We start from the raw sequence: 24,384 nt of genomic DNA on the forward strand, positions 1-24,384 counted from the left end.
TATTAGCTGCTGCGATCGCGTAAACGCTATCTTTTTCCTGACCGAAATCGTAGAATTTGAATGTGTAGATTATAACTGCGTATATTACGGAACCTTGGAGTGTACGATGACAGCCGAACCCACGATTAAATTTACTTTTGCCGTTGATGATCCAGAGTTGGATGATGAGAGACGCTTTCAGAAGTTATTTAAGTGCGATCGCAATCTCCCGTAGGTTGGGTGGAGGCTTTGCGTAACCCAACATAACTGAGGGGGAAAAACTAACAAATTTTCAACTACTCTAAATATAGAAATTAAAATGTTGGGTTACATTACCCTCCGGGAAGCAAGCTACACTCCACCCAACCTACGATAAAATATCTACTCACTCTGCTAGTAGAGTCGCATCGATTCGTAGGCTGGGTTAGACGCACAACTATCTGTAAATTTAATCAATAATCTTCAATGCATCGTAATCCAACATTTTATAATTAGGGAGTATTTCGTGATGAAAACTCAACCCCAATGACATTACAAGAACTACAAAAACAGGTGTTACAACTACCAATTTCCGAACGTTGGCAATTAGTAGAAGCTCTTCTTACCTCTCTACAACAAGAAACAGATTCAGAGGGAAAACCCAGAAACCTCTCCAGACTTCGAGGAATCACAAAAACCGCAAATATCTTGGGTGAGTCTCAATTCTGCAAATCCCTAGAAAAATTTCGTCAGGAACAACAATTAGAAGTATCAGGTATTGAACCTGAAATTTTTGCAGATGTGCGAGATTCTTCACCTGGACGTGAGGTAAGTTGGTGAACTTGCGCTTTTTATTAGATACTAATATTCTATCCGAGCCATTGCGCCCAATTCCTAACTCAAATATTCTCGAAATGCTGGGACGACATGAAAATGAAATAGCAACAGCCACTGTTGTTTATCATGAACTACTTTTCGGGTGCTACCGTCTTCCAGAGTCTAAAAAACGTCAAACTATAGAAAAATATCTCCAAGAAGTAGTAGAGCCTAATATACCATTACTGCCATACGATACTAATGCCGCTAAATGGCACGCTACAGAAAGAGCGCGTCTGGTAACTATTGGCAAAACACCATCATTTGCAGATGGGCAAATTGCTGCGATCGCTCAAGTTAACGGTTTGATTATTGTTACTAATAATGTGACAGACTACGCTGATTTTCTCGAACTAAAAATTGAAAGTTGGTTTATATGAACCTAACAAAAACTATTACGTTCTTCAATTCAGTGACATGAGCAAAGAGTAAAATCGCATTGATTTATAGGGATTTATAGGTTGCGTGAAGACGCACAAGTATCTGTAAATTTAATCAATAATCTTCAATGCGTCGTAACCCAACATTTTCCCTACGATTACTTAACTGCTTGTATTTCGTTCAAGCCAAGTAACTAAATCAGATACATTTGAAAAACTTAAAAATTCTTCCCCCAACGCTTCTAATTATTCAGTAGATAATATTCTGATCCGCTCAATTATTGATGAATCTATCTCACCAAAACGTCGATTTAACTGTCGATTCAAAAAGCGAAAAGCTTCCTTCTGCTCACCCTTCTGGAAAATATCCTGATAAATAACTGATTCCTGCATAATATCCTCACTTAATAACTGACGAATCAAACCCTTCTCAAACCGTAAACCTGCTAAAATCTCAATATATGCTGCCGTATTTTGCCTTGTATCCCTATCTGAAATTTTAGCGACTTCCTGAGCAATCTGCGATAATAAATCTCGCGGGGAATCAGTTCGACACAAAGGTGCTAACGGTAACAATGCCGAATTATTCAAAAATAAGCTTGAATCTTGCTCCCACATTCTTACTGCACGATAGCGATGTCTAGTTCTATCATCCACGTATTCTTCAGTAAAAGCGATTTCATCATCCGTCTGCTGCAAAAATATTACAACCTGTACAACTGGACACTTATATTGACGTTTTAACCTCACAGAATAATCTAGCATTCGGAAAGGAATCGCTGGATTTGACTGCGTTAAAGTCTGAAATTCAATATGCAAAATCTGATTAGCAGTTTGTAGAAAAGTTACAGAATCTGCACGAATTGGTTCTAAACTTAACTCAGTTTTTAAACCTTAACATTGGTCGATTCTTCAGCAGTTAACCACCTAACAAAATCTGCTGGATATTTTTCTGCCAGCACTTTACAGACATTATCGAAACTCACAATAATAACCCAATTAATATCATGATTATATTATTAAGTCGGGATAAATCGATTTGTAGGTATGGGTGGAGATGCACAAGCTGTTAGCGAAATATGTCGTAAATACGTTTGGGAAATTAACGCCATTTCCACAAGGTAATTAATGCTACTGCTGCCAAAACTAACATCAATCCTCCTGCGGATGCGTAGGTGTTAGCTAAACCGATTCTTCCACTCAAAGGTTGACTCAACACAGGTGAGAGAAATTGTCCTAAAAATAGTGATGTTGTCACCCCACTTAAAATTTTGCCTCGCATTGCATCAGGTGTAACAGAAGTCAAGCAAAAATTCATATTCGGCATTAATAAGCCTAAACCTGAACCTGCCACAGCTAACCCTAACAATACTACTGGATAGGCTGTTCCCAAACTAATGAAGTAGTAACCAATGCCCATATTTAGGAAAGCAATACCGTAAATGGCGGTAAAGCTGAGTTTAGCTTTGATTTGTCTGTATAATAGCGAAGCGATCGCTGATAATAGAGTTGCAAGTGCGATCGCAATTCCACTTTCAGATGCACCTGCACCAAATAATTGTTTGAGATAAAACGGTAGTTGTACGGGAATTAAGTAAAATACAACCTGTGTAATAATACCAACGCCGTAAGTAATAAATACTAAATTTAATGGTAGATATTGCGGTGTATCTGAAACCATTTCCTTTTCTACTGTTACAGGTTGGTTGCGCTTCGGTTCTGTCAGAAAAATTAAGGCGCATGGTACAAGTAGCAGTGAAATTAAGTAAATACCGAAGGGATAACGCCAATTTCGGTCAGCAATAAACCCTCCAAAGGAGAGAAAAAATACACCCCCCAACCCCATAAAAGCTGCTTGCAATCCCAAAAAATGCGCCCTTGCTGTACCAATATAGTAATCTGCAATTAATGTCGTGGCGGTAGTCATAATACCCGCAACGCTAATACCCAGCAAAGCCCGTCCAACTAAAATTAAATTCAAGCTATTCAGAACTAAACCAGAGCTTCCCGCCAATCCGTAAAGAATTAAGGCTAAAAGTAATAACGGTTTACGTCCAAATCTGTCAATAATAATACCGACTAGTGGCGCACCCAAAGCTATAAATAATGCTGGTAATGTTAATGCTAATCGAACTAAATAATCAGCATTGGGGATGTTAGCAAAATATTCCCGCATCGCCGGTAAAGAGGGAGCAATTGTTGCACCAGACATCACCGTGAGGGTGCTAATTATTAAGAGGGTACTTTTGGCGGAGATTGAGTGAGGATTGGAGGATTGATGCATTCGTTTGGATTAACTCACTGGTAACATTTGTGCTAAAGCTTTTTCCACTGCTTTCGGGTCACTTAGTAACTGTGCAGCTAACTGCTGTGCCTGTTCACCGGGATAAACGTCCTCTACTCCGTCCACAACTGCTTGTAGTCCTTCCCTAACCACTTCTGCGGGAGCAACCTTTGGTGGAGGATAATCTTTACTCATTCCCGTATCTACTGTACCTGGCATCACACCAACAACTAGGGTTCCTTGGCTAGCTAACTCAGCCCTCACCCCTTGCGTCATGGAAAATGTAGCGGCTTTCGCTGCACAGTAGGAACCGTTTGCGGGCAGGTTGACTTTTGCCAAAATAGTCAACATATTGACAATTGCCCCACCACCATTAATTTTGAGAATTGGGGCAAAAGCACGGCACATTGCTAATGTTCCCAGATAGTTAATCTCTATTTCTGTTCTAGCTGCTGATAGGTCTTTGGACGCAATTAAGCCTTGATTGAACAAAATACCCGCATTGTTAATTAATAGATTGACATCAGTACATTCTGCTGCGGCTTGGGCAATGGAAGTTTCATCAGTAATATCAAGCTCGATCGCCATAATTGTTTTGGGGTTTGTCGCCACTAAACTCTCTAGTTTCTGGATATTACGGGCACAAGCATAAATTTTCCCAACTCCACTATTCTGCAATCCTTCAATCCAATAACCACCAAGACCACCATTTGCTCCGGTAACAAGAGCCACAGCATTTTCAAGTTTCATGGGTATGTTTTTGATTCTTCTCTAATAATTTATGGTAAAGCTGGTATTTAAGTCTAATGCCTTCTGAGCAAGGAATCGATAGTTGAAAAGCATGAGTGAAAATATAGAATTACGTCACTTGAGATATTTTTTAGCTGTAGCGGAAGAGTTAAATTTTGGTCGTGCGGCAGAAAGATTAAATATTACCCAACCATCCCTCAGTCGTCAGATTCAAAATCTAGAAAAAGAACTGGATATCTTATTATTTGAACGTAACCAACGTCAAATCAAATTAACTTTACCTGGTGAAATTTTCCTCGCAGAAGTCGAGCAAATTCTGATACGCTTCGACCAAGGAATAAGAGTAGCAAAAAGAGCTAGTCTTGGGGAAATTGGTCAGTTAACAGTTGGGTTTCAAGGGTCATCAATGTATGACATTATACCAACGTCTATCAAAGCATTTCGCGATCGCTTTCCTGACGTGGAGATAGTTATGCAGCACATGACTACGAGCGAACAAGTCCTCGCCCTTGGCAAAAATGATCTTGACGTTGGTTTTGTCACACCACCCATCACCGATACAAATTTAGAGGTGGAAATCTTGCTTCAGGAACCTCTAATTTTGGCTTTACCAGAAAACCACCCTTTAGCAGCACAGCCGGAAATTGCGATCGCTACACTCGCTAATGAACCGTTAATTTTAGCTTCTCGCGATCGAGGTTGTGGATTGTATGAACAGATTTTTGATATTTACCAAAGAGCCGGTTTACGCCCAAATTTTGTCTGTGCAGCTAGAGAAATGCAAGTAATGTTGGGATTTGTGGCTGCGGGAATTGGTATTTCTCTACTACCATCCCATGTGAAAAACTTTCAACGTACAGGCGTTGTTTATCGCGTCTTGACTCCTGAAGCACCAATAGCGGGATTAAGTATTGCTTGGAAAGCTGAAAATTTAACACCAGCATTATCAGCCTTTTTAGAAATTATCAGGAGTCTGGCAAAATCGCTTGCATAGCCCTGTTTTGTCACTCTCGGAAAACAATAATCTCAGGCTGATTCTGAGACTTTGATTTAATCAAGGTTTGAGGCTTTATTTTCTAACAGAAACTAAAATTTATAGACAAAACTTGGAAATTAAAGCCCTGTAACTGTTTGGGCGATTAGATTCTCCCAATCTGACAAAAGAGGGATAGTGACAATAAAACTGATGGGATGGAGAGAAAAATTAATTGGGAATTCATGCCATTGATGAGCCGGACTTGACTTGATGAGGGCAATGACAAATTGTAAAGTTTTATAAAAAAGTATCATTGTGTAACACCTGTTACAGAAAAATGTGAGATAGTATTTAAAGAGAAGAGAAAAATCTAGATTAAAAGATTAAGAGAGGACTCAGTTATGTCTACACAAGAAAAAGCTCGTGCATTGATGCAAAGCCACTATCAAAGCGTTAAAAATCGCCAGCAATCGATGCTAGAACGTGCAGGACAAGAGATTGGTCTTCCTGGAGATGTTTCTGAGTATTGGAACCCAGTTCAGGGCAAGATTGACCCTAGCAAGCGAATGATTTGCGATCGCAGTAATGCATCGATGAGTTAAATTGGTTATTCGTGATTTGATGATTGCTTAATAGTTGCTGGTTATTAGTCACGGGAAAAAGTCATAACCGGAAACTAATCACTGACTAACAGACAAAAAAAGCCACCCATATTGTTGACGGGTGGCTTAAATTATGATTTATCTCGTTGATTACAGTTATGTGTCAATGATTTAGTGACTAAAAATTAACCATTAACTATTAAACGATTACCCCAAAAAACAAATTAACAATCGTAGTAGAGAGTAAATTCGTGAGGATGGGGACGCAGACGCATCGGGTTGACTTCGTTATCTAGCTTGTAAGCAATCCAGTTTTGAATAAAGTCTTCGCTAAATACTCCACCAGCAGTCAAGAAAGCGTGATCTTGCTCCAAAGCTTCCAATGCCGCATCCAAAGAACCAGGAGTCGAAGGAACTTTTGCCAGTTCTTCTGGGGAAAGTTCGTAAATGTTCTTATCCAAAGGTGCGCCTGGATCGATTTTATTTTTAATCCCGTCCAAACCAGCACAAAGCATTGCCGCAAATGCCAAATACGGGTTAGAAGTCGCATCTGGACAACGGAATTCTAAGCGCTTTGCTTTAGGATTGTTTCCAGACAAAGGAATCCGAATCGAAGCCGAACGATTACCTTGGGAGTAAGCCAAGTTAACAGGTGCTTCGTAACCGGGAACCAAGCGCTTGTAGGAATTGGTAGTTGGGTTAGTAATTGCCAACAGTGCAGGTGCATGTTTGAGAATACCGCCGATGTAATGCAGCGCCATCTCGCTCAAACCAGCATATTTATCCCCTGCGAACAGGGGTTTACCATCTTTCCAAATTGATTGGTGACAGTGCATACCCGAACCATTATCGCCAAATACAGGCTTGGGCATGAAGGTTACGGTTCTACCGTATTTCTTGGCAACGTTCTTGATGACATACTTGTAAGTCATCAACCAGTCAGCAGCTTGAATTAATTTACCGAACTTGAAGCCGAGTTCGCATTGCCCCCCAGTTGCTACCTCGTGGTGGTGTTTCTCGATGGGTACACCCAACTCTTTCATCGTCAGCAGCATTTCCGTCCGCATATCTTGAAAAGTATCAGTAGGTGCAACGGGGAAATAGCCTTCTTTGAAACGAGGTTTGTAACCTAAGTTACCACCAGCTTCAGTTCTACCAGAGTTCCACTTACCTTCTACAGAATCGACGTAGTAGTAGCCAGAACTTGCATTTTGGTCGAAACGAACATCATCAAAGATAAAAAATTCCGCTTCTGGACCAAAGAATACTGTATCACCAACACCGCTAGCAATTACGTAATCGATCGCCCGTTGAGCGATCGAACGAGGACAGCGATCGTAAGCTTCACCAGTACGAGGCTCGGCAATACTACAAATGATACTCAATGTCGGTTCTGCCATGAAAGGGTCGATCCAAGCAGTATTGGCATCGAGAACCATTGTCATGTCCGAAGCTTCGATCCCTTTCCAACCCCGGATACTGGAACCATCGAAAGGTACGCCTTCGGTAAAGCTGCTTTCATCAATTTGGTCTTGGTACATAGTCAAATGCTGCCAAGTTCCCAACATATCAATGAATTTCAGATCGATCATCTGAATTTTTTTGTCTTGAATCATTTTCAAGACTTCTTGTGGGGTTGTCATGGTTACTCCTTATCTCCCGGTTATTTCAATCCTCAATTTCCAATCCAGGGAAATTGCCATTTTAGTTATACTCTTCAACGCATTGTTACTCAATGCATTGCTGACCCTGTTGGTCTAACCAAATTCTGAGACACCTGGAATATCCTATGAATAGGCAGTCGATAAAAACGTGCCTTTTGATACAGAACTAAAGTTTTAAAGGTTATATTAACCTTTACCCAGTTATAACTATACAAAACTACAAAGTAGATTTCACAGGGACAACTTTGGCTTAGAATCCTTTATTAGAAGAATGTTTCTCTGCCACCCGAAATATAGTTAAAGATATTTTAGTGGTAAGAAAGTAACGTCAAAAGTTGCTTATGCATTTATTGCATAATTGGCAGCAAAATTAATATCAAAGCATACAAAAGGATTGATTGGGAGATAAAAGGAATGCGGGACGCTGTTACAAGCTTAATTAAGAATTATGACGTTGCCGGACGTTATTTTGACCGGATTGCCATAGATGATCTGAAATCATATTTTGAAAGCGGAACCGCACGGATACAAGCGGCAGCAGCAGTTAATGCTAACGCCGCAGCAATTGTCAAGCAAGCTGGCTCGGCTTTGTTTGATGAACTGCCCGAACTGATTCGTCCGGGTGGGAATGCTTATACTACCCGTCGTTATGCGGCTTGTTTGCGCGATATGGATTATTATTTGCGCTATGCCACCTATGCACTTGTAGCTGGTAATATGGATGTTCTCAACGAGCGAGTATTGCAGGGCTTGCGCGAAACTTATAATTCGTTAAGCGTGCCTATTGGTCCTACAGTTCGCGGTATCCAGATTATGAAGGATATCGTCAAGGAACAGGCTGCTGCTGCTGGAATTGCCAATACTAGCTTTATTGATGAGCCTTTTGACCATTTAACTCGTGAGTTAAGCGAGACAGATATTTAGGATTTTAGGTGGTGCATTTTGTGGAAAGTCGGCGGTGTCGGTTTCTGCCCCGCTAAACTTTCCAAGACTGATTTTGGATTCTACATTCTTGGATTCTAAATTTTTAGATTCTAGAATATAAATATTTTCGCGCTTGCATCTTAGCAGGTGCGATTTTTTATGCAGCAACTGATGTCGGGCTGATGGGGGGACGCGGAGAAAAATGAATGATGGGAAGAATTTGTCCATCATAAGTGTTAGCTCGGTACTGTGATTTGCGGAATCATCCCTAGGAATACTGATGTTAATTAGTACGCTGTTGCTGAGAATTTTTCTAAATGGCTGCAAAAGTAAGGCTGACTGAGGAAGATAAACAAGGTTGTAGAGAGTTTGCTGAGATTTATGCAGACACTGTTGGCGATATTTATGCTCAGAACAGGAATCAAAGAGACATTACAATTATTGTCAATCAAGCGTATTGGGCAAAGTTAGCAGAATTAGCTGTTGAGAGAGAAATCCAGAGGATAGGGGTAAAGATTACTGAAGGGGTTGATTTTTCCATTTATCAGAGGCATCAGAAAAGTTTTGATGCGGATATCAAAACGGTAAATGCCAGAATCCATGTCAAAAGTGTACATTGCGATCGCTCGGAAAAGTCATGGGCTTTTCAAAAAACAGACCCGGTGGTATATGAACCAGAAGATGATGAAATTTTAGTATTTTGTGTCACCTATCCAAACTACGTGGAAATAGTTGGTGCTTGTCTCGCCAGAGAAGCTTTAAGTTTCTACGCACCTCCCCGTAAAGATGAGTTATCGGCAACTAAAGAATGTTTATATTTTCAGAATCATCCTCACAAGCGTGCAGTTCCACAAATATCTCAAATTATTAAGTCTTTAGAAACGGTTTTGAAAGCTAGGCAGGAAAATAGAGTTGCATACACTGATAAATCGCGACAATTGATGCGGGATTTTGCTTGGAAGGAATTTTAAGCGTAATTTGCAATCAAAATCAAATGCCTTCCTCCAGATAATGCACCAGTAGTCCAAAAAATATCGAGTGCATTTTCAAATAACCACATGTATGACAATTAAGCGTCTGTCTACCAAAATTAAGAAAAATTATTTTTATTTCTGGGGATTTCTGGATATTTCTAGAGTTATGGCGGATTTTCGGAAGGACATTAGCAAAAACTGTCTAGGTGATATCCCTTGGTTACTTGATTTCCGGTAGTTTAGTTATATACCTCAATCAATACTAATTATTTCCCAACTGGGATTGAAATCGTATTACTAATTCGCAATTATTATTTCCAGCTAGAGAACTGACAATGAACTCTACTTTGCATTACCACCAGACAGTTAAGCCAGCATTACTTGTTAACAACCAAGTTAATAATCAATCCGAATTAACAGCAGAAGCAATCCAACGTGCCCGTGAAGGCGTAGATTTTGCCCGCGATCGCATTTCTAATCAAATAATAGAACAGGTGCTATCATCGCAGCAAGCATTGGCGGAAGGCGGCAAAGAGTGGAAAATTAGCGGTGAAATTCGGCGTGTGGTAATGCGGATAATTATAAATACTTTATTTCGCGTTAAAGTTGAAAATAGCGATCGCATTCCGAATACTCCGGTGTTGATAGCGGCAAATCACCTCAACCATATTGATCCATTTTTACTACTATCGGAATTACCCGCAAAACCATATTTTCATATTTTGGGTGATGCTCGTACTTTATATAACAATAAATGGAAGCGAATCCTGTTGCATTTTGCAAAGGGAGTGATACCTCTGGAAAGAATGTGGAAGGAGGAAATAGCAGTCATTGCCGCAGCAAAAGCTGGACGTGAAGATTTGACAGAACTTGCTGCGGATATCGAAAAGTATGTGCCTAAGGGAAATTCTATCGAATCAATGCGGAGATTAGATCGAATTGTTCAGGGAATATTTAATCGTGGTGACAGTGTTTTAATTTTTCCTGAAGGTAAATTAGGTAATGTTGAAGGGCAGGTATTACCATTAAAACGTGGTGCTGCAATTTATGCATTACGCTCCGGTGTCCCAATTTTACCTATTGCCCTAATTGGAACAAAAGACCTATTTTTCCGTAAGGAATTAATTGTGAGAATTGGGGAACCTTTGATTTTTCCACAGTCTCATCGACTCAAGGCAGAGCAAATTCAAACAGTAGTAGACGAGTTACAAGTAGCAATACAAAATTTATTACCAACAGATTATTCTGAGCCAGTTGGGAAGAAACCTTTACGGAATTTTTTAAACCATTTGTTTTGGTAAGTGGCTAATCATAGGAAATGCATCTTCAGGTTAAAACTGTATGATTAACTAATCACTATATTTAAGGATTACAATACATACATTGTCCCGGCTCGGCAAGTTCAATCCCATCTGGAAATAATTTTTCTTGCTTAAATCCACATCGTTGACATTGATAAATTACCGCTTTCGTTAATAAAGTTGGTGCGTTGCACATTGCACAAGGTAAACCTGGAATTCGTTGTGTAATTTCAAAACCAGGTGTGGCACACTGTGGGCAAGAACTGTTAATTTTACTAATTAAATTGCGAGTTGCTTTGGCAATATTCTTCATCCGAGTCGGGTTATACATTGCTCTCATATCTGTTTCAAGATGAGCTTTACCTGTTGGAGAATTGTTCAATGTAAAATTTACGGCTTCGACTAGTTTTTCTTGAGTATTAATACCTTTAAATACTTCATGATGCTTTTGAGGATTTTCATTCAACATGACAATTAAAGCATGTTCGGGAAATCCTACCTTTTTCGCAAAAATCAATGCATCTTCTAAGTTATCTATGACTTGATGATTGTGATTGGTTTCAATGGAAAACTCTTCCCCAATTATCTCTAAATCCTGTTCTTTATCAATCAATATAACTATTTCTTTATTACTAGAAATATATGGCAGATGGGGATGGGGAGCAAAACTACCTTCACTGGCGATCGCAATTTTTGCACCTGTTATTTCTAAGGCTTTTTCAGCTTTGAATCTTGCCGCTTCAATTTGCGTTCCGACTCGTTTAATTTCTCGACTAAAAGTTCCAAAAATATCTGTATTAAAATCTTCTGGAATTATTACTTCCATTCCTAATTCTTGTTTGAAAATCGGTGCAATAACTTGCTCTTTTTTATGCATAGTTGCCAGTATTGCCTGCCGATTGGTAAATAATGACTGTTTTTGCATTTTTACCCTTGCCAAAAAGTTACAAAATCAAGTTTAGAATTAAACTAGTTTCATCAAAATATTTAGATATGTCACCCTGGACTAGTCTTGTAACTGCTTCTACACTCCTAGTTTATTTTGTACTCACAATCAATGTTGGCAGAGCCAGAGCTAAATACAAAGTACCAGTCCCACAAATGTCAGGGGAACCTAACTTTGAGCGAGTGTTGCGGGTTCAACAAAATACCTTAGAACAGATGGTTTTCTTCTTACCTGCACTATGGCTATTTTCTTTCTACGTGAACCCTTTATGGGGTGCGGGTATTGGTGCAGTTTGGGTTTTGGGACGTATTGCCTATGCTTGGGGATATTATCAAGCTGCGGAAAAGCGAGCGCTCGGTTTTGCCATTAGCTCTCTGTCTGGGATTGTGCTGCTCTTAGGCGCGATTGTTGGCATTATTTTATCTTTAGTCTCAAAATAAAGTCTCAAAATAACACCATTAAAAATTTACTACGGTGCGTTACGCGATCGCGCAACGCACTCTAAATTTCCGAACTCTTCACAACTCCCATTGGAAGATTATGCTTGTTCTGGCAATTGTTGAGTATTTGCAAGTTCGGCAAGTTCTTTTTCTTTGTCCAGACGACGTTTGCGAGCGTAAAGTTGTATGGTTACTGCCATCAGCAGAACTAAACCAAAAATTACCCAGGTTGTCATGTCTACTGGGAGGTTATTTTTGAAAATCACCAACATGACAATAATTACCAGTAATACTGTAGGCGCTTCGTTCATTGCCCGCATTTGCTGACTTGTCCATTGACAAGTTCCTTGTTCCAGTTGCCGCATTAGGCGTTTGCAATAGTGGTGATAACCTAGCAATAAAGCAACAAAGCCAAGTTTGAAGTGCATCCATGTTTGATGTAACCATTCCGATTGTGTCACCAATAATCCGATCGCACAAGCAACTGTTACTAGCATACCTGGTGTGGTGATGATGCCGTAAAGCCGCTTTTCCATGATGGTGTATTGCTTTTTGAGGATACTTTTGGCGGGTTCTGGTTCCTGTTCGGCTTCGATGTGATAGATAAATAGACGTACTAAATAGAATAATCCGGCGAACCAGACGACAACGCCAATGATATGAAATGCTTTAAACCATTGATATGCCATTATGTATAACCTGCCTTTTGTTATCCTCGCCTTGAGGCTGCTAAATACTAGGTTACAGGGGTAAGGGGATTTTGAGAATGCTATAGATAGTATGCTGGAAGTGCGATCGCTTGATTTGATCAGCTATTTAACAATTTGCAAGATTTTGTTGTTTCTAAAATCAAGATTTTTTAAGGATATCTCTAGATGGAGGTTTATACCAATTCACAATTCGCAATACTCGCTCCGCGAGAAGCAAGCTACGCAATTCGCAATTAAGAAATCCTGATTTTACAAGGGTTTCAGAATTTGGATATGTTTCACGATTTTAGTGAAATGGTATTAGATGAAGTTTTATATCATGTTCGACTAATCACTTACAATTAAAATTTCTCCGTGTCCCCGCGTCTCCATGCCAGTCTTAATAATAAGTATTCAACCAGAGATGATATTACTTCTGTTTCCGTCTTAACCCTGATTGACAATCTTTAGTCACCAAGGTTAATTTATTTATAACAGACGTTAGATATAGTAAAAACTGTAGCGTAAATATTCAGGGAATTATTGCAGTAGTATTTCGCCCTTCCAAGACTATGATGACTGTAATAATCCCTATAACTATCGAAATATTGTAATTAATTGGATTAATTTCATAAAATTTTTATTTATTTAGGTCAATATTTACTAGAGTAAAACGCTAATTAATACTTTTTAATCTTTCCAGAGCAAATTTATATTTCAGTAAATATCCGCTTCAAAAAATAATCTTTCTCCAACTATATTTAATTTAGTTGCGCTACTGTTTCTGGTAGGTTTATCAAACTTCTGTCGTGATTGGCTGAGACAAAGACTGTGAAATTTGAAGTTTTTAGTTATTCTTAATGGCGCAACTGTAACTTTTTATTAATTTGATTTTGCAGTTTTTGAAAACTCTAATTTTTGAACTTAATTTTCTGATTTTTTTAACAATTCATTAATAGGAGTCAAATGTATAAATATACAACTCATCTGCTAGCTTTGGGTCTAGTGGCTAGTTCTGCTATGGTGTTAAACCCATGTTATGCACAAACAGCTACTCAATCTCGTGATGGTGAAAGTAGTAATTTAGAAAAGCTGCCTGCTGTATCGCAAGGGAGTTCAGAAAGTGAAAATAACTCCAGCCAAGATAAGTCAGTATTATCTTCAGATACAGTCAGTCAAGCCTCGCCAGAAAGTACAACTGTCGCCAATTCTAATCCACGTATTCCCATTAGCAGTAGAATTTTTCCGACAATGCAACAGTAATTATTACTTGGATGTTCACAGAATTGATGGAGACAGAATTGATTGAGTTTTTGTGATTCCCTGCTGTCCAAATAACACCACTTGCCTGTTTTGAATCGGATAATACTTAGGTGATAATAGCAATTTAAGAGCAATTGATTAGAGACGTGGTGGAGAACGTCTCTAAATTCATTGAAGCGAAAATCTAGATTTAAAAATCAATAAACAACCGAGAATTTTCTGTTCCCAAACAAACTTGCTCATAACGCTTACCTGCGCTTTCCCAAGTAAATTCCATTTCTACAAGTTGCCTAGCATGATGAGATAATTCTTCTCGCAGATGGGGATTATCAAATAGGCGGCTAATCGCGGCTACATACTCACCCTTTGTATTCGCACGTAAAGCTCGCAGAGGTACATTATTAGAGTCTACAGCCAAACCTTCCAAACCGCGATCGCTTCCTACTACGGGTACACCAGCTGCCATTGCTTCCAAGGTTTTATTTTTGATGCCAAAGCCAGTTCTTAGGGGTACAATGCAGGCAGTAGCGGCGTGTAGAGACTCTACCATTGATGGGACTTTTCCGGTGACGATGACACCAGGATTTTTGGCTAAGTCTTGTACTTCTGGTGTTGGACGCGCCCCAACAATGCTAAATGTCGCTTGAGGATAGCGATTTTTGATTTCTGGAAATACCTCCAAAGCAAAAAAAGTTGCGGCATCGATATTGTGGGAAGCATCCATTGCACCGACAAAAATTAAGCCATTGTCAGCGACATCATAACTACGATAGGGGAATAATTCCAAATCTACACCATTGGGAATTACCTGAATATCAATATCAGGACGAAGTTTTAAAAACTCATTTTTGTCATCTTCCGTCGTCACGACTATATTCTGAAATTTACTGCAATAGCGACGTTCATAGCGGCTCAGAACTAAATTCAAGTATAGGCGATCGCGCAATGCATAGGAAGATGCGCCCATCTCTAAATGATTTCGTACCCATCCGTATACTGAACTATGGATGTCTATTACTGTATTTATACGGTTGCGAAATTCTGGTCTTACATATATCTCGTTAACGCTATGTTCGCAAGTAATCACATCACATTTGTCCTGCGTTACATACTCATCCACAATTTGCTGAATTTCTGGGGAATAGCGATATAAAACATTGGCAGGAGTGGCTTTCAGCAAGGATTCTGCGAATCTCCCTGCCTTTGCAAATATCCCTGCAAAATGATTCTCACTCTTTATCTCTCCTGGAAGTGGAAAGACAATTAATTTGTATACCCATGAACGCAGTTCTTCTACTTCTACATCGGTGACATCTTGATGACGCTGTGTGACTAAAGTGACTTCATGATTAAATTGTCGCAACTCGTAATAGTGGAAATCGGATATTACAGATAGCTGGGTTTTGGGGAAAAGGGACTAATTACCAAAACTTAGGGGAGTATGAACAAGCGATAGAGTGTTTTCAGATACAGTATGCCCTGGCTTGCGAGATGAATGAACGCAGCTGGCAAAAAAGCGCTCTCGGTTCCTTGGGGAATGTTTATCAGTTTTTAGGAGAATTTTCAAAAGCTTTAGATTATGAAAATCGGGCTTTGACAATTGCTCGTGAGTTGGGAGAAGTAAAAGCAACAGCAGACTCTTTGGTTAACTTGGGAAGTATTTACCTACAATTACGTGGTTGGGAAATGGCAATTGATTTGTGTAATCAAGCCTTGGCGATCGCGTGGGAAAATAATTACCGAGATTTAATTATGGTGAGTCTCCATAGTCTTGGACAAGCATATAAGGGTATAAATCAATACGCCAAGTCCAAGGATTATCTGTTAAAAGCATTGGCAATTTCTGATGAGATTGGCGAAAAGCGGGTTAGAAGTGCAATTTTGCAAGGATTAAGCGATGTATGCAGTCAAACAAACCAAATTGAACAGGCGATTGAATATAATATCGAATCTCTAAATATTAGTAGGGAAATTGGTAATCGCTTTGGAGAGGCTGCTGCATTATCGAGAATTGCGATTACTTATCAGAATACTGGCAAAAATAATAAAGCATTAAGCTACTATCAACAGTCCTTGACTATTTTGCAAAAAATTGGCGCGAAACAAAGCCAGGAACAATTATTTTTTAACATTGCTACTATATATTATCGTGAGAAATTGTATGTGAAAGCTCTAGGTTTTTTGCGTACAGCTTTAATCTTGAGTGAAGAATTAAAAATAGTTCCTAAACAAGCAAAGGTTCAACTAGCGATAGGTGCAGTATTTCATAAGTTAAATCAACATGAGGATGCTATTTACCATTATCGTCAAGCATACCAAATTTACAAACGCTTGGGAGATGAAAGACAAGCTCAACAAATGCTCAAAACAATGCACAAATTGGGTGTGGAGCCTTCTATTTAATTTTAAGTTAATTTAAAATTTAAAATTTTAAGTTAATTTTTTAGTTAAAATGATGCCTAAATTCACTCCTCTTGATTACATTTTCTTTGGTAGTTTAATATTATGCTAACTGAGTAGGAATTTCAATCACAAATTCGCATCCAGATGTGGATTGTGTAGATTGGAAATAAAGCTTACCTTGGTGCGATCGCGTAATAATTTGATGTCCAATCGATAATCCTAGTCCTTTACTACTACCAATAGCTTTTGTCGTAAAAAAGGGTTCAAATACCTTTGTTTGAATCTGCGGATTGATGCCATTACCATTATCAATAATTGAGATACGAATCCATCCTGGTTGATATAATTGGCTACGAATTATAATTTGACCTTTGAGGATTTTTGATGCTTCAATTGCTTCAATTGCATTCTTAATTAAACTCATAAAAACCTGATTTAGTTGACTGGGATAACAATCAACTAAAGGTAACTGACTATATTCGCGAATTACCTCAATTTTCAGACTTTGGAGATGATGTTGAAGTAATAAAATTGTACTTTCTAATCCACTATGAATATCTATCTTTTTCCGTTGTGACTCATCTAAACAGGAAAATGCTCGCAGTCCCAAAACTATTTCTTTAATCCTTTCTGTGCCTACATACATCGACTGTAGAGCTTTTGTAATATCTTCGCTGATAAAATCAAAATCTATTTCATCAAATTTGTCAAGAATAATGGCAGGAGCAGGAACTACTTCTTGTTGATATAAATCAATTATATCCATCAGTTCCTGACTATATTGTTGGATATGAGTTAAATTTCCGCGAATAAAACTCACAGGATTATTAATTTCGTGAGCTATACCAGCAACCATTTGCGTTAAGCTAGATATCTTTTCATCTTGAATTAGTTTTTGTGCTTGTTGTAACTGTTGAATCGATAAATTGAGTTCATAATTTACAGTTTCCAGTTTAGCTAATGCCAAATTGCGATCGCGCAAATATGTTTGCAAAATACGTAATACCAAAAACCAAAATGGGATTAGTAAAGATAAGGTTAATGCCATTAAGATAAATGATAAACTTAAGTCTTGATGGTAATTCTCAGTCTGCAATTTTAAAATTTGTTGAATTTGTTGATTGCGTTGTTCTACACCTTGAGCATAAATTTGCTTTTGTTTTTGATATTCTGGACTGGATAGTAGCTCTAATGCAGATTGAGATTGATTTTTTTGGACTAATTCAAACGAACGAGTCTCCATTTCAACTAATTTTTGATTGGCAATATCAACTTGTTGTGCATCCTGACTTGAATATACTTCTGGAATTAGATTAATTGATTCTTTGATTGCCGCATCTAAATCAGATTCAAATTGCTTATATCTTGCTTCCCAAATCCGATTTCCCGTCGCCGCATTCATTCGCGCAGACATCGTTAATACTTCATCTAAATAAGTAATGCGATCGCTCAATTTTTGTAACCGTAATTCTTGTTGACTAATATAATGAAAGTTTTTGTAAGTACGCCAATTCATCACGACTTGGGGTATGAATAGCCCTAAGGTAAGTGTGACTGCGACTACAATACAGTAAGAAGGGCGTTGGTATACAATCGCCTGAATATCCTGAAACCATCGCGTTTTGTGCGAGTCTACATCGACCATGAGGTATTTTTATATAAGTATATGTCAGTGCTAGTAAAGTATATAATAAAACTGAATTTAGATTATGCAGGTTTTAGGGACGCATATAATTACAAAATAAATAGAAATATTTTGACGTTGTTGAATCCGGGTATGATTTGATTTTTAGACTACATAATACCGTCGTAAAATTACCCAAGCAACCACAGGTGTACCAATTAAAGCAGTGACGGAGTTCAGAGGTAAAACAGTTTCATATCCTGGTAGCACACAGATTAAATCAGCAATTAGTGCCAATATAGCCCCCATAATCATCGTAGCAGGTGCTAAAATCCGATGGTCGTAGGTATTAAACAGACTTCTACATAGATGGGGAACTGCTACACCCAAGAATGCGATCGGTCCACAAAATGCTGTAATTACACCTGCTAAGATTGAGGCACTAGTAATTACCCAAAATCTCGTTTTTGGCAAATTTAATCCTAATGTTAAAGCATAGGATTCACCTACGAGCAACACATTTAATGGTTTCGATAACACTACGGCAATTATCAAAGCTAATATTACCACCGTTGCTAAAATGGGCATTTGTTGCCATGTTACGCCCGCAAAGCTACCGAAAGTCCATTGCAGATATACTTGGATTTTTTGAGTATCGCTAAAATGTAACAAAATGCTAACTAAGGCACTCGTGGCATAACCAAATAATAAACCCAAAATTAATAGTGTCATTGTATCTCGGACACGGCGCGATACAAGCAATACTAAACCTAGCACGGCAGCAGCACCTAAACTTGAGGCAATAACTAAACTTAAATCACCAAAAATACCCAAAGTTGGAAAAATTGTCCCCATCCCAGCTAGATTTACTGTGAGTACCAGCAAAGCCACACCTAGGGAAGCACCCGAACTAATTCCTAATACAAAAGGTCCTGCAAGTGGATTTCTAAAAAGTGTTTGCATCTGTAATCCACTGATACCTAAAGCAGCACCAGCAAGCATAGCAGTAATCGCTTTTGGTAATCTAAATTTAAAAATAATGTTTGTCCAGCTAGGTTTTTCTGATTCTCCACCCAACAAAATTTTGATGACTTCAGTTATGGGGATTTGTACTGAACCAAGAGTAATATCTAATAAAAAAGCTAGACTTAAAATTCCAAATATTATTAAAAATAGTAGAGAATTTCTCTTTTTGAAAAGCTGCCGAATATACCTCAAAATATATATAAAAATTCTTGTTTTAATAAACATATATAGAACTATTATTTGATTTTTTTAGCGGTAGTGTAGGGAAAATAAAATATATTTTCAGTCATTCGGAGAGATATTCACAGCTTATTCAGGCGAATATGATATCAAAACTAATTCACATGACGATAAAAAACTAATTTATGTTTTGGTAAGATACCTGGGTGAAAAATTTTAATTAGATCAGATAAAACTACATCAGGATTGCTAATGCCTCCTTCCCAATAGTCATTGCCACCACTTTCATTGACTCGTGCATTATTATTGTATAAATTTCCATTTTTAACAGCTTTAAAATCACCATAACGATTATCTTCAGATAAGATATCTTGTTTCTGTTGCCACTGGGGATTAAAATTTAACCAGTAGTCTGCATTATTGGCGCGATCGCTAATTGTTTCAAAGGATAGGGGTAAACTACCAGAAGACTGATTATCCCGCCATAAATAATTTGCTCCTGCATCTTCCAGATACTTCGCTGCATAACTTTTACCACCTGATATGTACCAAGTGCCTTTAAAATTTGAACCAACAAATACCGTTGGGCGTGTTTTAGTAGACTTGGCTTTTGTCGCTATTTCTGTATATCTTTTGGCGGTTTTTGTAAAGATTTCTTCTGCATTCTTTTCCTGATTAAAAAATAGGGCAGTAAATTTCAACCATTCGCTTCTTCCTAAAGGTGAGTCTTCCATATATTCGGCATTAATTACCACTTTTAAACCAGATTCTAACAACTTAGGATAACTATCTATTGTGGGATTCCCAGAACCGTAAGTCATAATTAATTCTGGGTTTAATTCTAATACTTTTTCAATATTGATACTATTATCACTACCAACAGTAACCAGTTTTTCAGCTTTCATTTTTGCCACAACTTCTGGTGTATTTACGGTTTTAGCATCACTAATACCAATTAATTTATCAACTAATCCCAATTTAGCTAAATGGGGTAAATGAGTTGTGGAAAGAGCAATCACAGAATTAACAGGTACATTAATTATTTGGGTATTGTTTAAATCTTTTTGAGAAAAATCTTGTGGTAGTGGAGTTCCGCACTGTACTAAAATATATTGAAAAGCGGTTGTTGCATCTTTCCAAGGTTCCTTGATGGTAACTATTTTATAGTTTTTGTGATATTCAACATTAAAACCTTTAGCATAGGTAATGTTGATTTTTTCGGAAAAATAATCACGATTCCCATCATATTGCTGCACACAAGCCGGATTCATCGTAGTTTGTATTGGTTGTTGAATCTTATTTTCTTGGTTGTTGCAGGCAATGATTAATATAGAGATAATCAATAGATTGAACCAGAAAATTGCTAATTTTGAATAATGTCTTTTGTATGTCATTATAATCCGAATTTATGATAGGAATTTACGATAGAAATTTATGATGCTTTTTGGACAAATATCTCTAACCAAACTCACCCCTAACTTCTACAAAAAGTCAGGGATATCAAAACTTAACCGGATATTTCTGGAAAGCAAGTGTATCAAAAAGCAGCAAGGTTGAAGCAATCGAGTCTTTTCCTGCTAGATTACTCTCATATTGCGACTATTATCACCTTACATGAGCTACTGCATTAATCCCAATTGTCCAAAACCTGAAAATCTTGGAACCATTATGTTTTGCACAGCTTGTGGTTCCGACTTGCTGCTGGAGGGTTGCTATCGCGTCACAAGACTACTGAGCGATCGCAATAAGCCCAGTGGCTTTGGTACAATTTATGAGGTGAGTGATGGTGGTAAAGTCAAAATTCTTAAGGTTCTACACAACAACCATCCTAAAGCGATCGAACTATTTCAGCAAGAAGCTGAGGTACTTAAGCACCTCAAACATCCCGGTATTCCTGGTGTGGAAACTGATGGATATTTCCAGTTTCCAATTAGCGATGGTATGGTTTTGCACTGTTTGGTGATGGAAAAAATTGAGGGGATGAATTTAGAAGAATGGTTGAAAACACGCAAGTTACAACCAATTACTGAACGAGCGGCACTACGTTGGTTGAAACAATTAATTGAGATTTTACACCAAGTTCACCAACAAAATTACTTTCACCGCGATATCAAACCAGCAAATATTATGTTACGTCCTGATGGACAGTTGGCATTGGTTGATTTTGGAACTGCAAGGGAAGTATCGCAAACTTTTTTGCAAAAATTAGCGGGGCAACAGGTTACAGGAATTATTTCGGCTGGATATACACCAATGGAACAGGTGAATGGGAAAGCAGTTCCGCAATCTGATTTTTTTGCTTTGGGACGTACTTTTGTTTATTTATTAACAGGTAAATCTCCACTTGCATTTCCCGAAAATCCTCAAACCGGTGATTTAATTTGGCGTAGCGATGCACCACAAATATCAGCAGCTTTTGCCGATTTAATTGATTATTTGATGCAACCATTTCCCGCAAAGCGCCCTCAAAATACCCAAGAGATATGTCAGCGCTTACAAGCAATAGAGCAAAATTTACCATATTCTGAATCGACAACCCAAAATTTAGATAATCCAGCTATCTCCAATAAAAGTAACTTTGATTCACAAACAGAAGCAGAAACAATAGTCACTCATACATTAACTAATTCATCTAACCGTAAAAAATCATCGGGACTAAAACTATTAGTTGGTGGAGGAATTTTATTATTAGGATGTGCCAGTCTAATTTACGGAATTCAATCCAATCGTAATCAAATATCTTCAAAAATCTCTGTAGAAATTGCATCCCAAGCAACACCTAATCAAGCAATTAAATCACCAGCAGACTTATCTATTCCTCCTGTGAATACACAACCTCAAGACACAGATAAACAATCTTCTACAAATGCACCAGCAAATACTATCTCTACCCCTTCTCCAATAGCAAAACTGCATTGTACTATTGAAGTAGCTGACCCCCAAGATACGACTTTAAATGTGCGATCGCAACCCAATAAAGATTCTGAAAAAGTTGGCGAATTACCCAACGGGACGAAAATATCAGTGATTAAAAATCAACAAGGTTGGTATCAAATAAATTATCCTTTAAATGGCTGGGTTGCTGCTAACAGGACTCGCCAAATTTGTGTGCGCTAATATGTTTAATTATTTAGGAGTTATTTTCTTAATATTTTTATTTAAAAATCAAACAAATTATACAAAATCATGATTCCGCTTGTCATATTCTATTTGTCCATAATCTAATTTAATCACGCGATCGGCAACAGCAAAATAATGATCATCATGACTAATAACCAAAACTGTTTTCCCTAAATTTTTGAGATTCATGATAATTTGTTTATAAAAAATCTCTCTAAAAATTGGATCCTGATCTGAAGCCCATTCATCAAATAGATAGATAGAACGATTCTCTAAATATGCTGCGAGCAAAGCGAGTCGTTTTTTTTGTCCTTGCGAAAGTGATATTGTTGATAGTTTCTTATTTTTAATCTCAACTTTATCGTCAAGTTTTAACTGCTGCAAATATACTTGAGCTTGCTGATGAGAGAAATTATTATTGATTCCAGGAACTCTGTCAAACAAGTAATAATCAGCAAAAACCGCAGAAAAATGCTGGCGATACCATTCTCTATTATCGTTATTAATTACCTTTTTATTCAGGTGAATTCTCCCTGATTCCGGTACATATAAACCTGTAATTAGTTTAGCAAGTGTTGATTTACCGCTACCATTGCCACCAACAATAAATACTATTTCCCCTTGATTAAAACTTAAATCTAAAGGTCCCAAAGTAAATTTACTATCTTCCTTTTCCCCTCTGTAGGTGTGGGTAACTTGCTGTAATTCAAGCTGATGCCAATTGTTCATAATTGGATGTAAAATCAGCGTATTTGCCTCTTTTTGTGCAGCTAATTCTAAGCCTAGTTTTTCGATTTTTTGTAATGCCACATTAGCTCTTGCAAGCTGCTGTAATTTATCTAAAATACTTTGCATTGGCAACATCATATAAGTCAAGGTAAGTACATAACCTGCCAAAACAGATGGATTAATATTCAGAAATTGTGGGACTACAAATAGTAACAAACCAATTAATATAAAAAATAATAAATTTCCCCAACCAGTAGAAATTGAATATGTAAATAACGCTGCTGCATTTTGATTGCGAGACTTCGCCGCACTTTCCTGCAAATCCTCGCGAAAAAAATCTTGGCGACGGCTAGCATTTAATTTTAACTCTTTAATTCCATCAGTAATTGCCCGAAAATGCTTAAACAAATTATCTTGTTCATCCCGTGCTAACGTTAAAAAATAATCAGCACGATTAATTAATAATTGAACGCTACCAACTCCTATCATCAAAAAACCAATTGTAAAAGCAAATGCTGCACCCGACAACCACAGCATATAAGCTAAACAACCGACAATAACAGCAATATCAACACAAATAAATGGAATTGCATAAACTGTATTTGATAATGTTGTCACATCTTCAGTCAAGGTTGCTAAAAGTTTGCTAGCACCAAGTTCCTCAAGATGACGCAATGGTGAGAATAAAATCCCTTGACTTAATTGCAAACGCAAACGATAAACAGCATTTTGTGAAAGCTTAATTAATAAGACTTGTGAAATAATACCGCTCACAAGAACTATTAGTGCCAAAATCGGAAATTGCCAAGCTAAATCATCGGTGGAATTACCGCTAATTGTACTGTTAATTAATGCAATTAATCTCGCAGAAGTTCCACCGCTAATTAAACCTGTTAAAATTGCGATCGCGACCTGTAAGGAAGAAGCCCGCAACAATAGCCAAATTAAGTTCATTTATAATAACCGCAATGGTCTTAGTTTGGTTTGAATCCAACCAGCAATGCTAATTCTAGCTACTTCCAGTAACAATCAATCCCTAATAAGGACAGTAATCGACTGTTTCCTGTTCCCAAGTCAAGAATGTATTTCGTGTTTTTTGTACGAGTTATAAAAGTGCAGCTTCACCCTCAGTATGATGAGGAATGGAACCCGATAGGGGCTAAGTAGTTTAAAGCATGATTGGCAGATGTTCACAGATTTATATGATTCATGGGAAGCTATTGCAACCGCAATTTTTTTACCCTAACAAAGAAAATTAATAAATAATTTTTTCGG

21 protein-coding genes and 2 pseudogenes are annotated in these 24,384 nt (G+C 37.8%); 12 read left to right on the plus strand and 11 right to left on the minus strand.

The window, feature by feature from the left end; genetic code table 11:
• From VB733_RS07625 to VB733_RS07635, 3 genes and pseudogenes are all read left to right on the plus strand, one after another.
• Positions 1–214: pseudogene (locus tag VB733_RS07625) on the plus strand (hypothetical protein); the annotation flags it as partial.
• Positions 215–504: 290 nt separating this feature from the next.
• On the plus strand, positions 505–798 hold the full coding sequence (locus VB733_RS07630) for a hypothetical protein (RefSeq protein ID WP_323339481.1): 294 nt from the start codon (positions 505–507) through the stop codon (positions 796–798).
• Entirely contained in the window at positions 795–1,214 is a 420-nt protein-coding gene (locus VB733_RS07635; RefSeq protein WP_323339482.1) for a type II toxin-antitoxin system VapC family toxin, read from the plus strand. Before VB733_RS07630 ends, VB733_RS07635 begins: the two co-directional genes overlap by 4 nt.
• A 162-nt stretch (positions 1,215–1,376) precedes the next feature.
• Here the strand turns inward: VB733_RS07635 and VB733_RS07640 are convergent.
• The 3 genes and pseudogenes from VB733_RS07640 to VB733_RS07650 all read right to left on the minus strand — a co-directional run bounded on the left by VB733_RS07640 (position 1,377) and on the right by VB733_RS07650 (position 4,248).
• Positions 1,377–2,200 (minus strand): annotated as a pseudogene (locus VB733_RS07640) (Rpn family recombination-promoting nuclease/putative transposase).
• A 116-nt stretch (positions 2,201–2,316) separates the two neighbouring features.
• Positions 2,317–3,498 (minus strand): MFS transporter, encoded by a 1,182-nt coding sequence (locus VB733_RS07645; RefSeq protein ID WP_323339483.1) that lies wholly within the window; start codon positions 3,496–3,498, stop codon positions 2,317–2,319.
• A gap of 9 nt (positions 3,499–3,507) precedes the next feature.
• Complete coding sequence (locus VB733_RS07650; protein WP_323339484.1) at positions 3,508–4,248, minus strand: SDR family oxidoreductase; 741 nt, start codon at positions 4,246–4,248, stop codon at positions 3,508–3,510.
• A 91-nt stretch (positions 4,249–4,339) separates the two neighbouring features.
• Here VB733_RS07650 and VB733_RS07655 point away from each other — a divergent pair, with 91 nt between their 5' ends.
• Together VB733_RS07655 and VB733_RS07660 are read left to right on the plus strand one after the other, a co-directional pair.
• Positions 4,340–5,242, plus strand: a complete 903-nt coding sequence (locus VB733_RS07655) for a LysR family transcriptional regulator (protein ID WP_323339485.1) — start codon at positions 4,340–4,342, stop codon at positions 5,240–5,242.
• Positions 5,243–5,625: 383 nt separating this feature from the next.
• Positions 5,626–5,826, plus strand: a complete 201-nt coding sequence (locus VB733_RS07660) for a hypothetical protein (protein ID WP_323339486.1) — start codon at positions 5,626–5,628, stop codon at positions 5,824–5,826.
• A gap of 224 nt (positions 5,827–6,050) precedes the next feature.
• On the opposite strand, the gene glnA is transcribed toward VB733_RS07660, so the two are convergent.
• Positions 6,051–7,469: a type I glutamate--ammonia ligase gene (gene glnA, locus VB733_RS07665; protein ID WP_323339487.1), complete on the minus strand. Its 1,419-nt coding sequence runs from the start codon at positions 7,467–7,469 to the stop codon at positions 6,051–6,053.
• 435 nt (positions 7,470–7,904) lie between these two features.
• Between glnA and apcB the strand changes: the two genes are divergently transcribed.
• From apcB to VB733_RS07680, 3 genes are all read left to right on the plus strand, one after another.
• Positions 7,905–8,414: an allophycocyanin subunit beta gene (gene apcB, locus VB733_RS07670; RefSeq protein WP_096614579.1), complete on the plus strand. Its 510-nt coding sequence runs from the start codon at positions 7,905–7,907 to the stop codon at positions 8,412–8,414.
• A gap of 317 nt (positions 8,415–8,731) precedes the next feature.
• Entirely contained in the window at positions 8,732–9,385 is a 654-nt protein-coding gene (locus tag VB733_RS07675; protein WP_323339488.1) for a hypothetical protein, read from the plus strand.
• 338 nt (positions 9,386–9,723) lie between these two features.
• A complete protein-coding gene (locus tag VB733_RS07680; protein WP_323339490.1) occupies positions 9,724–10,689 on the plus strand; it encodes a lysophospholipid acyltransferase family protein in 966 nt (321 codons plus the stop codon).
• 61 nt (positions 10,690–10,750) lie between these two features.
• On the opposite strand, the gene VB733_RS07685 is transcribed toward VB733_RS07680, so the two are convergent.
• A complete protein-coding gene (locus VB733_RS07685) occupies positions 10,751–11,614 on the minus strand; it encodes a DUF6671 family protein (protein ID WP_323339491.1) in 864 nt (287 codons plus the stop codon).
• Between the two features lie 68 nt (positions 11,615–11,682).
• Here VB733_RS07685 and VB733_RS07690 point away from each other — a divergent pair, with 68 nt between their 5' ends.
• Positions 11,683–12,075 (plus strand): MAPEG family protein, encoded by a 393-nt coding sequence (locus VB733_RS07690; protein WP_323339492.1) that lies wholly within the window; start codon positions 11,683–11,685, stop codon positions 12,073–12,075.
• A gap of 98 nt (positions 12,076–12,173) precedes the next feature.
• Here the strand turns inward: VB733_RS07690 and hemJ are convergent, their stop codons facing one another.
• Positions 12,174–12,764, minus strand: coding sequence for a protoporphyrinogen oxidase HemJ (gene hemJ, locus VB733_RS07695; protein ID WP_323339493.1), 591 nt, complete (start codon positions 12,762–12,764; stop codon positions 12,174–12,176).
• 966 nt (positions 12,765–13,730) lie between these two features.
• On the opposite strand from hemJ, the gene VB733_RS07700 reads away from it, so the two are divergent.
• Entirely contained in the window at positions 13,731–14,027 is a 297-nt protein-coding gene (locus VB733_RS07700; RefSeq protein WP_323339494.1) for a hypothetical protein, read from the plus strand.
• A 190-nt stretch (positions 14,028–14,217) separates the two neighbouring features.
• On the opposite strand, the gene VB733_RS07705 is transcribed toward VB733_RS07700, so the two are convergent.
• The gene (locus VB733_RS07705; RefSeq protein ID WP_323339495.1) at positions 14,218–15,390 is read right to left on the minus strand and encodes a glycosyltransferase family 4 protein; all 1,173 of its coding nucleotides are present in this window, start codon (positions 15,388–15,390) and stop codon (positions 14,218–14,220) included.
• Positions 15,391–15,494: 104 nt separating this feature from the next.
• Between VB733_RS07705 and VB733_RS07710 the strand changes: the two genes are divergently transcribed.
• Complete coding sequence (locus tag VB733_RS07710) at positions 15,495–16,430, plus strand: tetratricopeptide repeat protein (protein ID WP_416336301.1); 936 nt, start codon at positions 15,495–15,497, stop codon at positions 16,428–16,430.
• Positions 16,431–16,530: 100 nt separating this feature from the next.
• Here VB733_RS07710 and VB733_RS07715 read toward each other — a convergent pair whose 3' ends face one another.
• The 3 genes from VB733_RS07715 to VB733_RS07725 all read right to left on the minus strand — a co-directional run bounded on the left by VB733_RS07715 (position 16,531) and on the right by VB733_RS07725 (position 20,654).
• The gene (locus VB733_RS07715) at positions 16,531–18,075 is read right to left on the minus strand and encodes a sensor histidine kinase (protein ID WP_323339496.1); all 1,545 of its coding nucleotides are present in this window, start codon (positions 18,073–18,075) and stop codon (positions 16,531–16,533) included.
• Positions 18,076–18,219: 144 nt separating this feature from the next.
• Positions 18,220–19,305 carry an iron ABC transporter permease gene (locus tag VB733_RS07720; protein WP_323339497.1) on the minus strand — a complete coding sequence of 362 codons (1,086 nt, stop codon included), beginning with the start codon at positions 19,303–19,305 and terminating at the stop codon, positions 18,220–18,222.
• 110 nt (positions 19,306–19,415) lie between these two features.
• Positions 19,416–20,654: an ABC transporter substrate-binding protein gene (locus VB733_RS07725; protein WP_323339498.1), complete on the minus strand. Its 1,239-nt coding sequence runs from the start codon at positions 20,652–20,654 to the stop codon at positions 19,416–19,418.
• A gap of 220 nt (positions 20,655–20,874) precedes the next feature.
• On the opposite strand from VB733_RS07725, the gene VB733_RS07730 reads away from it, so the two are divergent.
• Positions 20,875–22,377, plus strand: a complete 1,503-nt coding sequence (locus tag VB733_RS07730) for a serine/threonine protein kinase (protein WP_323339611.1) — start codon at positions 20,875–20,877, stop codon at positions 22,375–22,377.
• A 57-nt stretch (positions 22,378–22,434) separates the two neighbouring features.
• On the opposite strand, the gene VB733_RS07735 is transcribed toward VB733_RS07730, so the two are convergent.
• Complete coding sequence (locus tag VB733_RS07735; protein WP_323339499.1) at positions 22,435–24,063, minus strand: cyclic peptide export ABC transporter; 1,629 nt, start codon at positions 24,061–24,063, stop codon at positions 22,435–22,437.
• Positions 24,064–24,384 lie beyond the last annotated feature (321 nt).

The organism is Calothrix sp. UHCC 0171, from assembly GCF_034931845.1.
Taxonomy (GTDB): domain Bacteria; phylum Cyanobacteriota; class Cyanobacteriia; order Cyanobacteriales; family Nostocaceae; genus Brunnivagina.

What these genes read in the sequence shown, in the direction of transcription:
- VB733_RS07630 (WP_323339481.1), top strand. Translation starts at nt 505, where the DNA reads ATGACATTACAAGAACTACAAAAACAGGTGTTACAACTACCAATTTCC.
- VB733_RS07645 (WP_323339483.1), bottom strand. Translation starts at nt 3,498, where the DNA reads ATGCATCAATCCTCCAATCCTCACTCAATCTCCGCCAAAAGTACCCTC.
- VB733_RS07650 (WP_323339484.1), bottom strand. Translation starts at nt 4,248, where the DNA reads ATGAAACTTGAAAATGCTGTGGCTCTTGTTACCGGAGCAAATGGTGGT.
- VB733_RS07655 (WP_323339485.1), top strand. Translation starts at nt 4,340, where the DNA reads ATGAGTGAAAATATAGAATTACGTCACTTGAGATATTTTTTAGCTGTA.
- VB733_RS07660 (WP_323339486.1), top strand. Translation starts at nt 5,626, where the DNA reads ATGTCTACACAAGAAAAAGCTCGTGCATTGATGCAAAGCCACTATCAA.
- glnA (WP_323339487.1), bottom strand. Translation starts at nt 7,469, where the DNA reads ATGACAACCCCACAAGAAGTCTTGAAAATGATTCAAGACAAAAAAATT.
- apcB (WP_096614579.1), top strand. Translation starts at nt 7,905, where the DNA reads ATGCGGGACGCTGTTACAAGCTTAATTAAGAATTATGACGTTGCCGGA.
- VB733_RS07675 (WP_323339488.1), top strand. Translation starts at nt 8,732, where the DNA reads ATGGCTGCAAAAGTAAGGCTGACTGAGGAAGATAAACAAGGTTGTAGA.
- VB733_RS07680 (WP_323339490.1), top strand. Translation starts at nt 9,724, where the DNA reads ATGAACTCTACTTTGCATTACCACCAGACAGTTAAGCCAGCATTACTT.
- VB733_RS07685 (WP_323339491.1), bottom strand. Translation starts at nt 11,614, where the DNA reads ATGCAAAAACAGTCATTATTTACCAATCGGCAGGCAATACTGGCAACT.
- VB733_RS07690 (WP_323339492.1), top strand. Translation starts at nt 11,683, where the DNA reads ATGTCACCCTGGACTAGTCTTGTAACTGCTTCTACACTCCTAGTTTAT.
- hemJ (WP_323339493.1), bottom strand. Translation starts at nt 12,764, where the DNA reads ATGGCATATCAATGGTTTAAAGCATTTCATATCATTGGCGTTGTCGTC.
- VB733_RS07700 (WP_323339494.1), top strand. Translation starts at nt 13,731, where the DNA reads ATGTATAAATATACAACTCATCTGCTAGCTTTGGGTCTAGTGGCTAGT.
- VB733_RS07715 (WP_323339496.1), bottom strand. Translation starts at nt 18,075, where the DNA reads ATGGTCGATGTAGACTCGCACAAAACGCGATGGTTTCAGGATATTCAG.
- VB733_RS07720 (WP_323339497.1), bottom strand. Translation starts at nt 19,305, where the DNA reads ATGTTTATTAAAACAAGAATTTTTATATATATTTTGAGGTATATTCGG.
- VB733_RS07725 (WP_323339498.1), bottom strand. Translation starts at nt 20,654, where the DNA reads ATGACATACAAAAGACATTATTCAAAATTAGCAATTTTCTGGTTCAAT.
- VB733_RS07730 (WP_323339611.1), top strand. Translation starts at nt 20,875, where the DNA reads ATGAGCTACTGCATTAATCCCAATTGTCCAAAACCTGAAAATCTTGGA.
- VB733_RS07735 (WP_323339499.1), bottom strand. Translation starts at nt 24,063, where the DNA reads ATGAACTTAATTTGGCTATTGTTGCGGGCTTCTTCCTTACAGGTCGCG.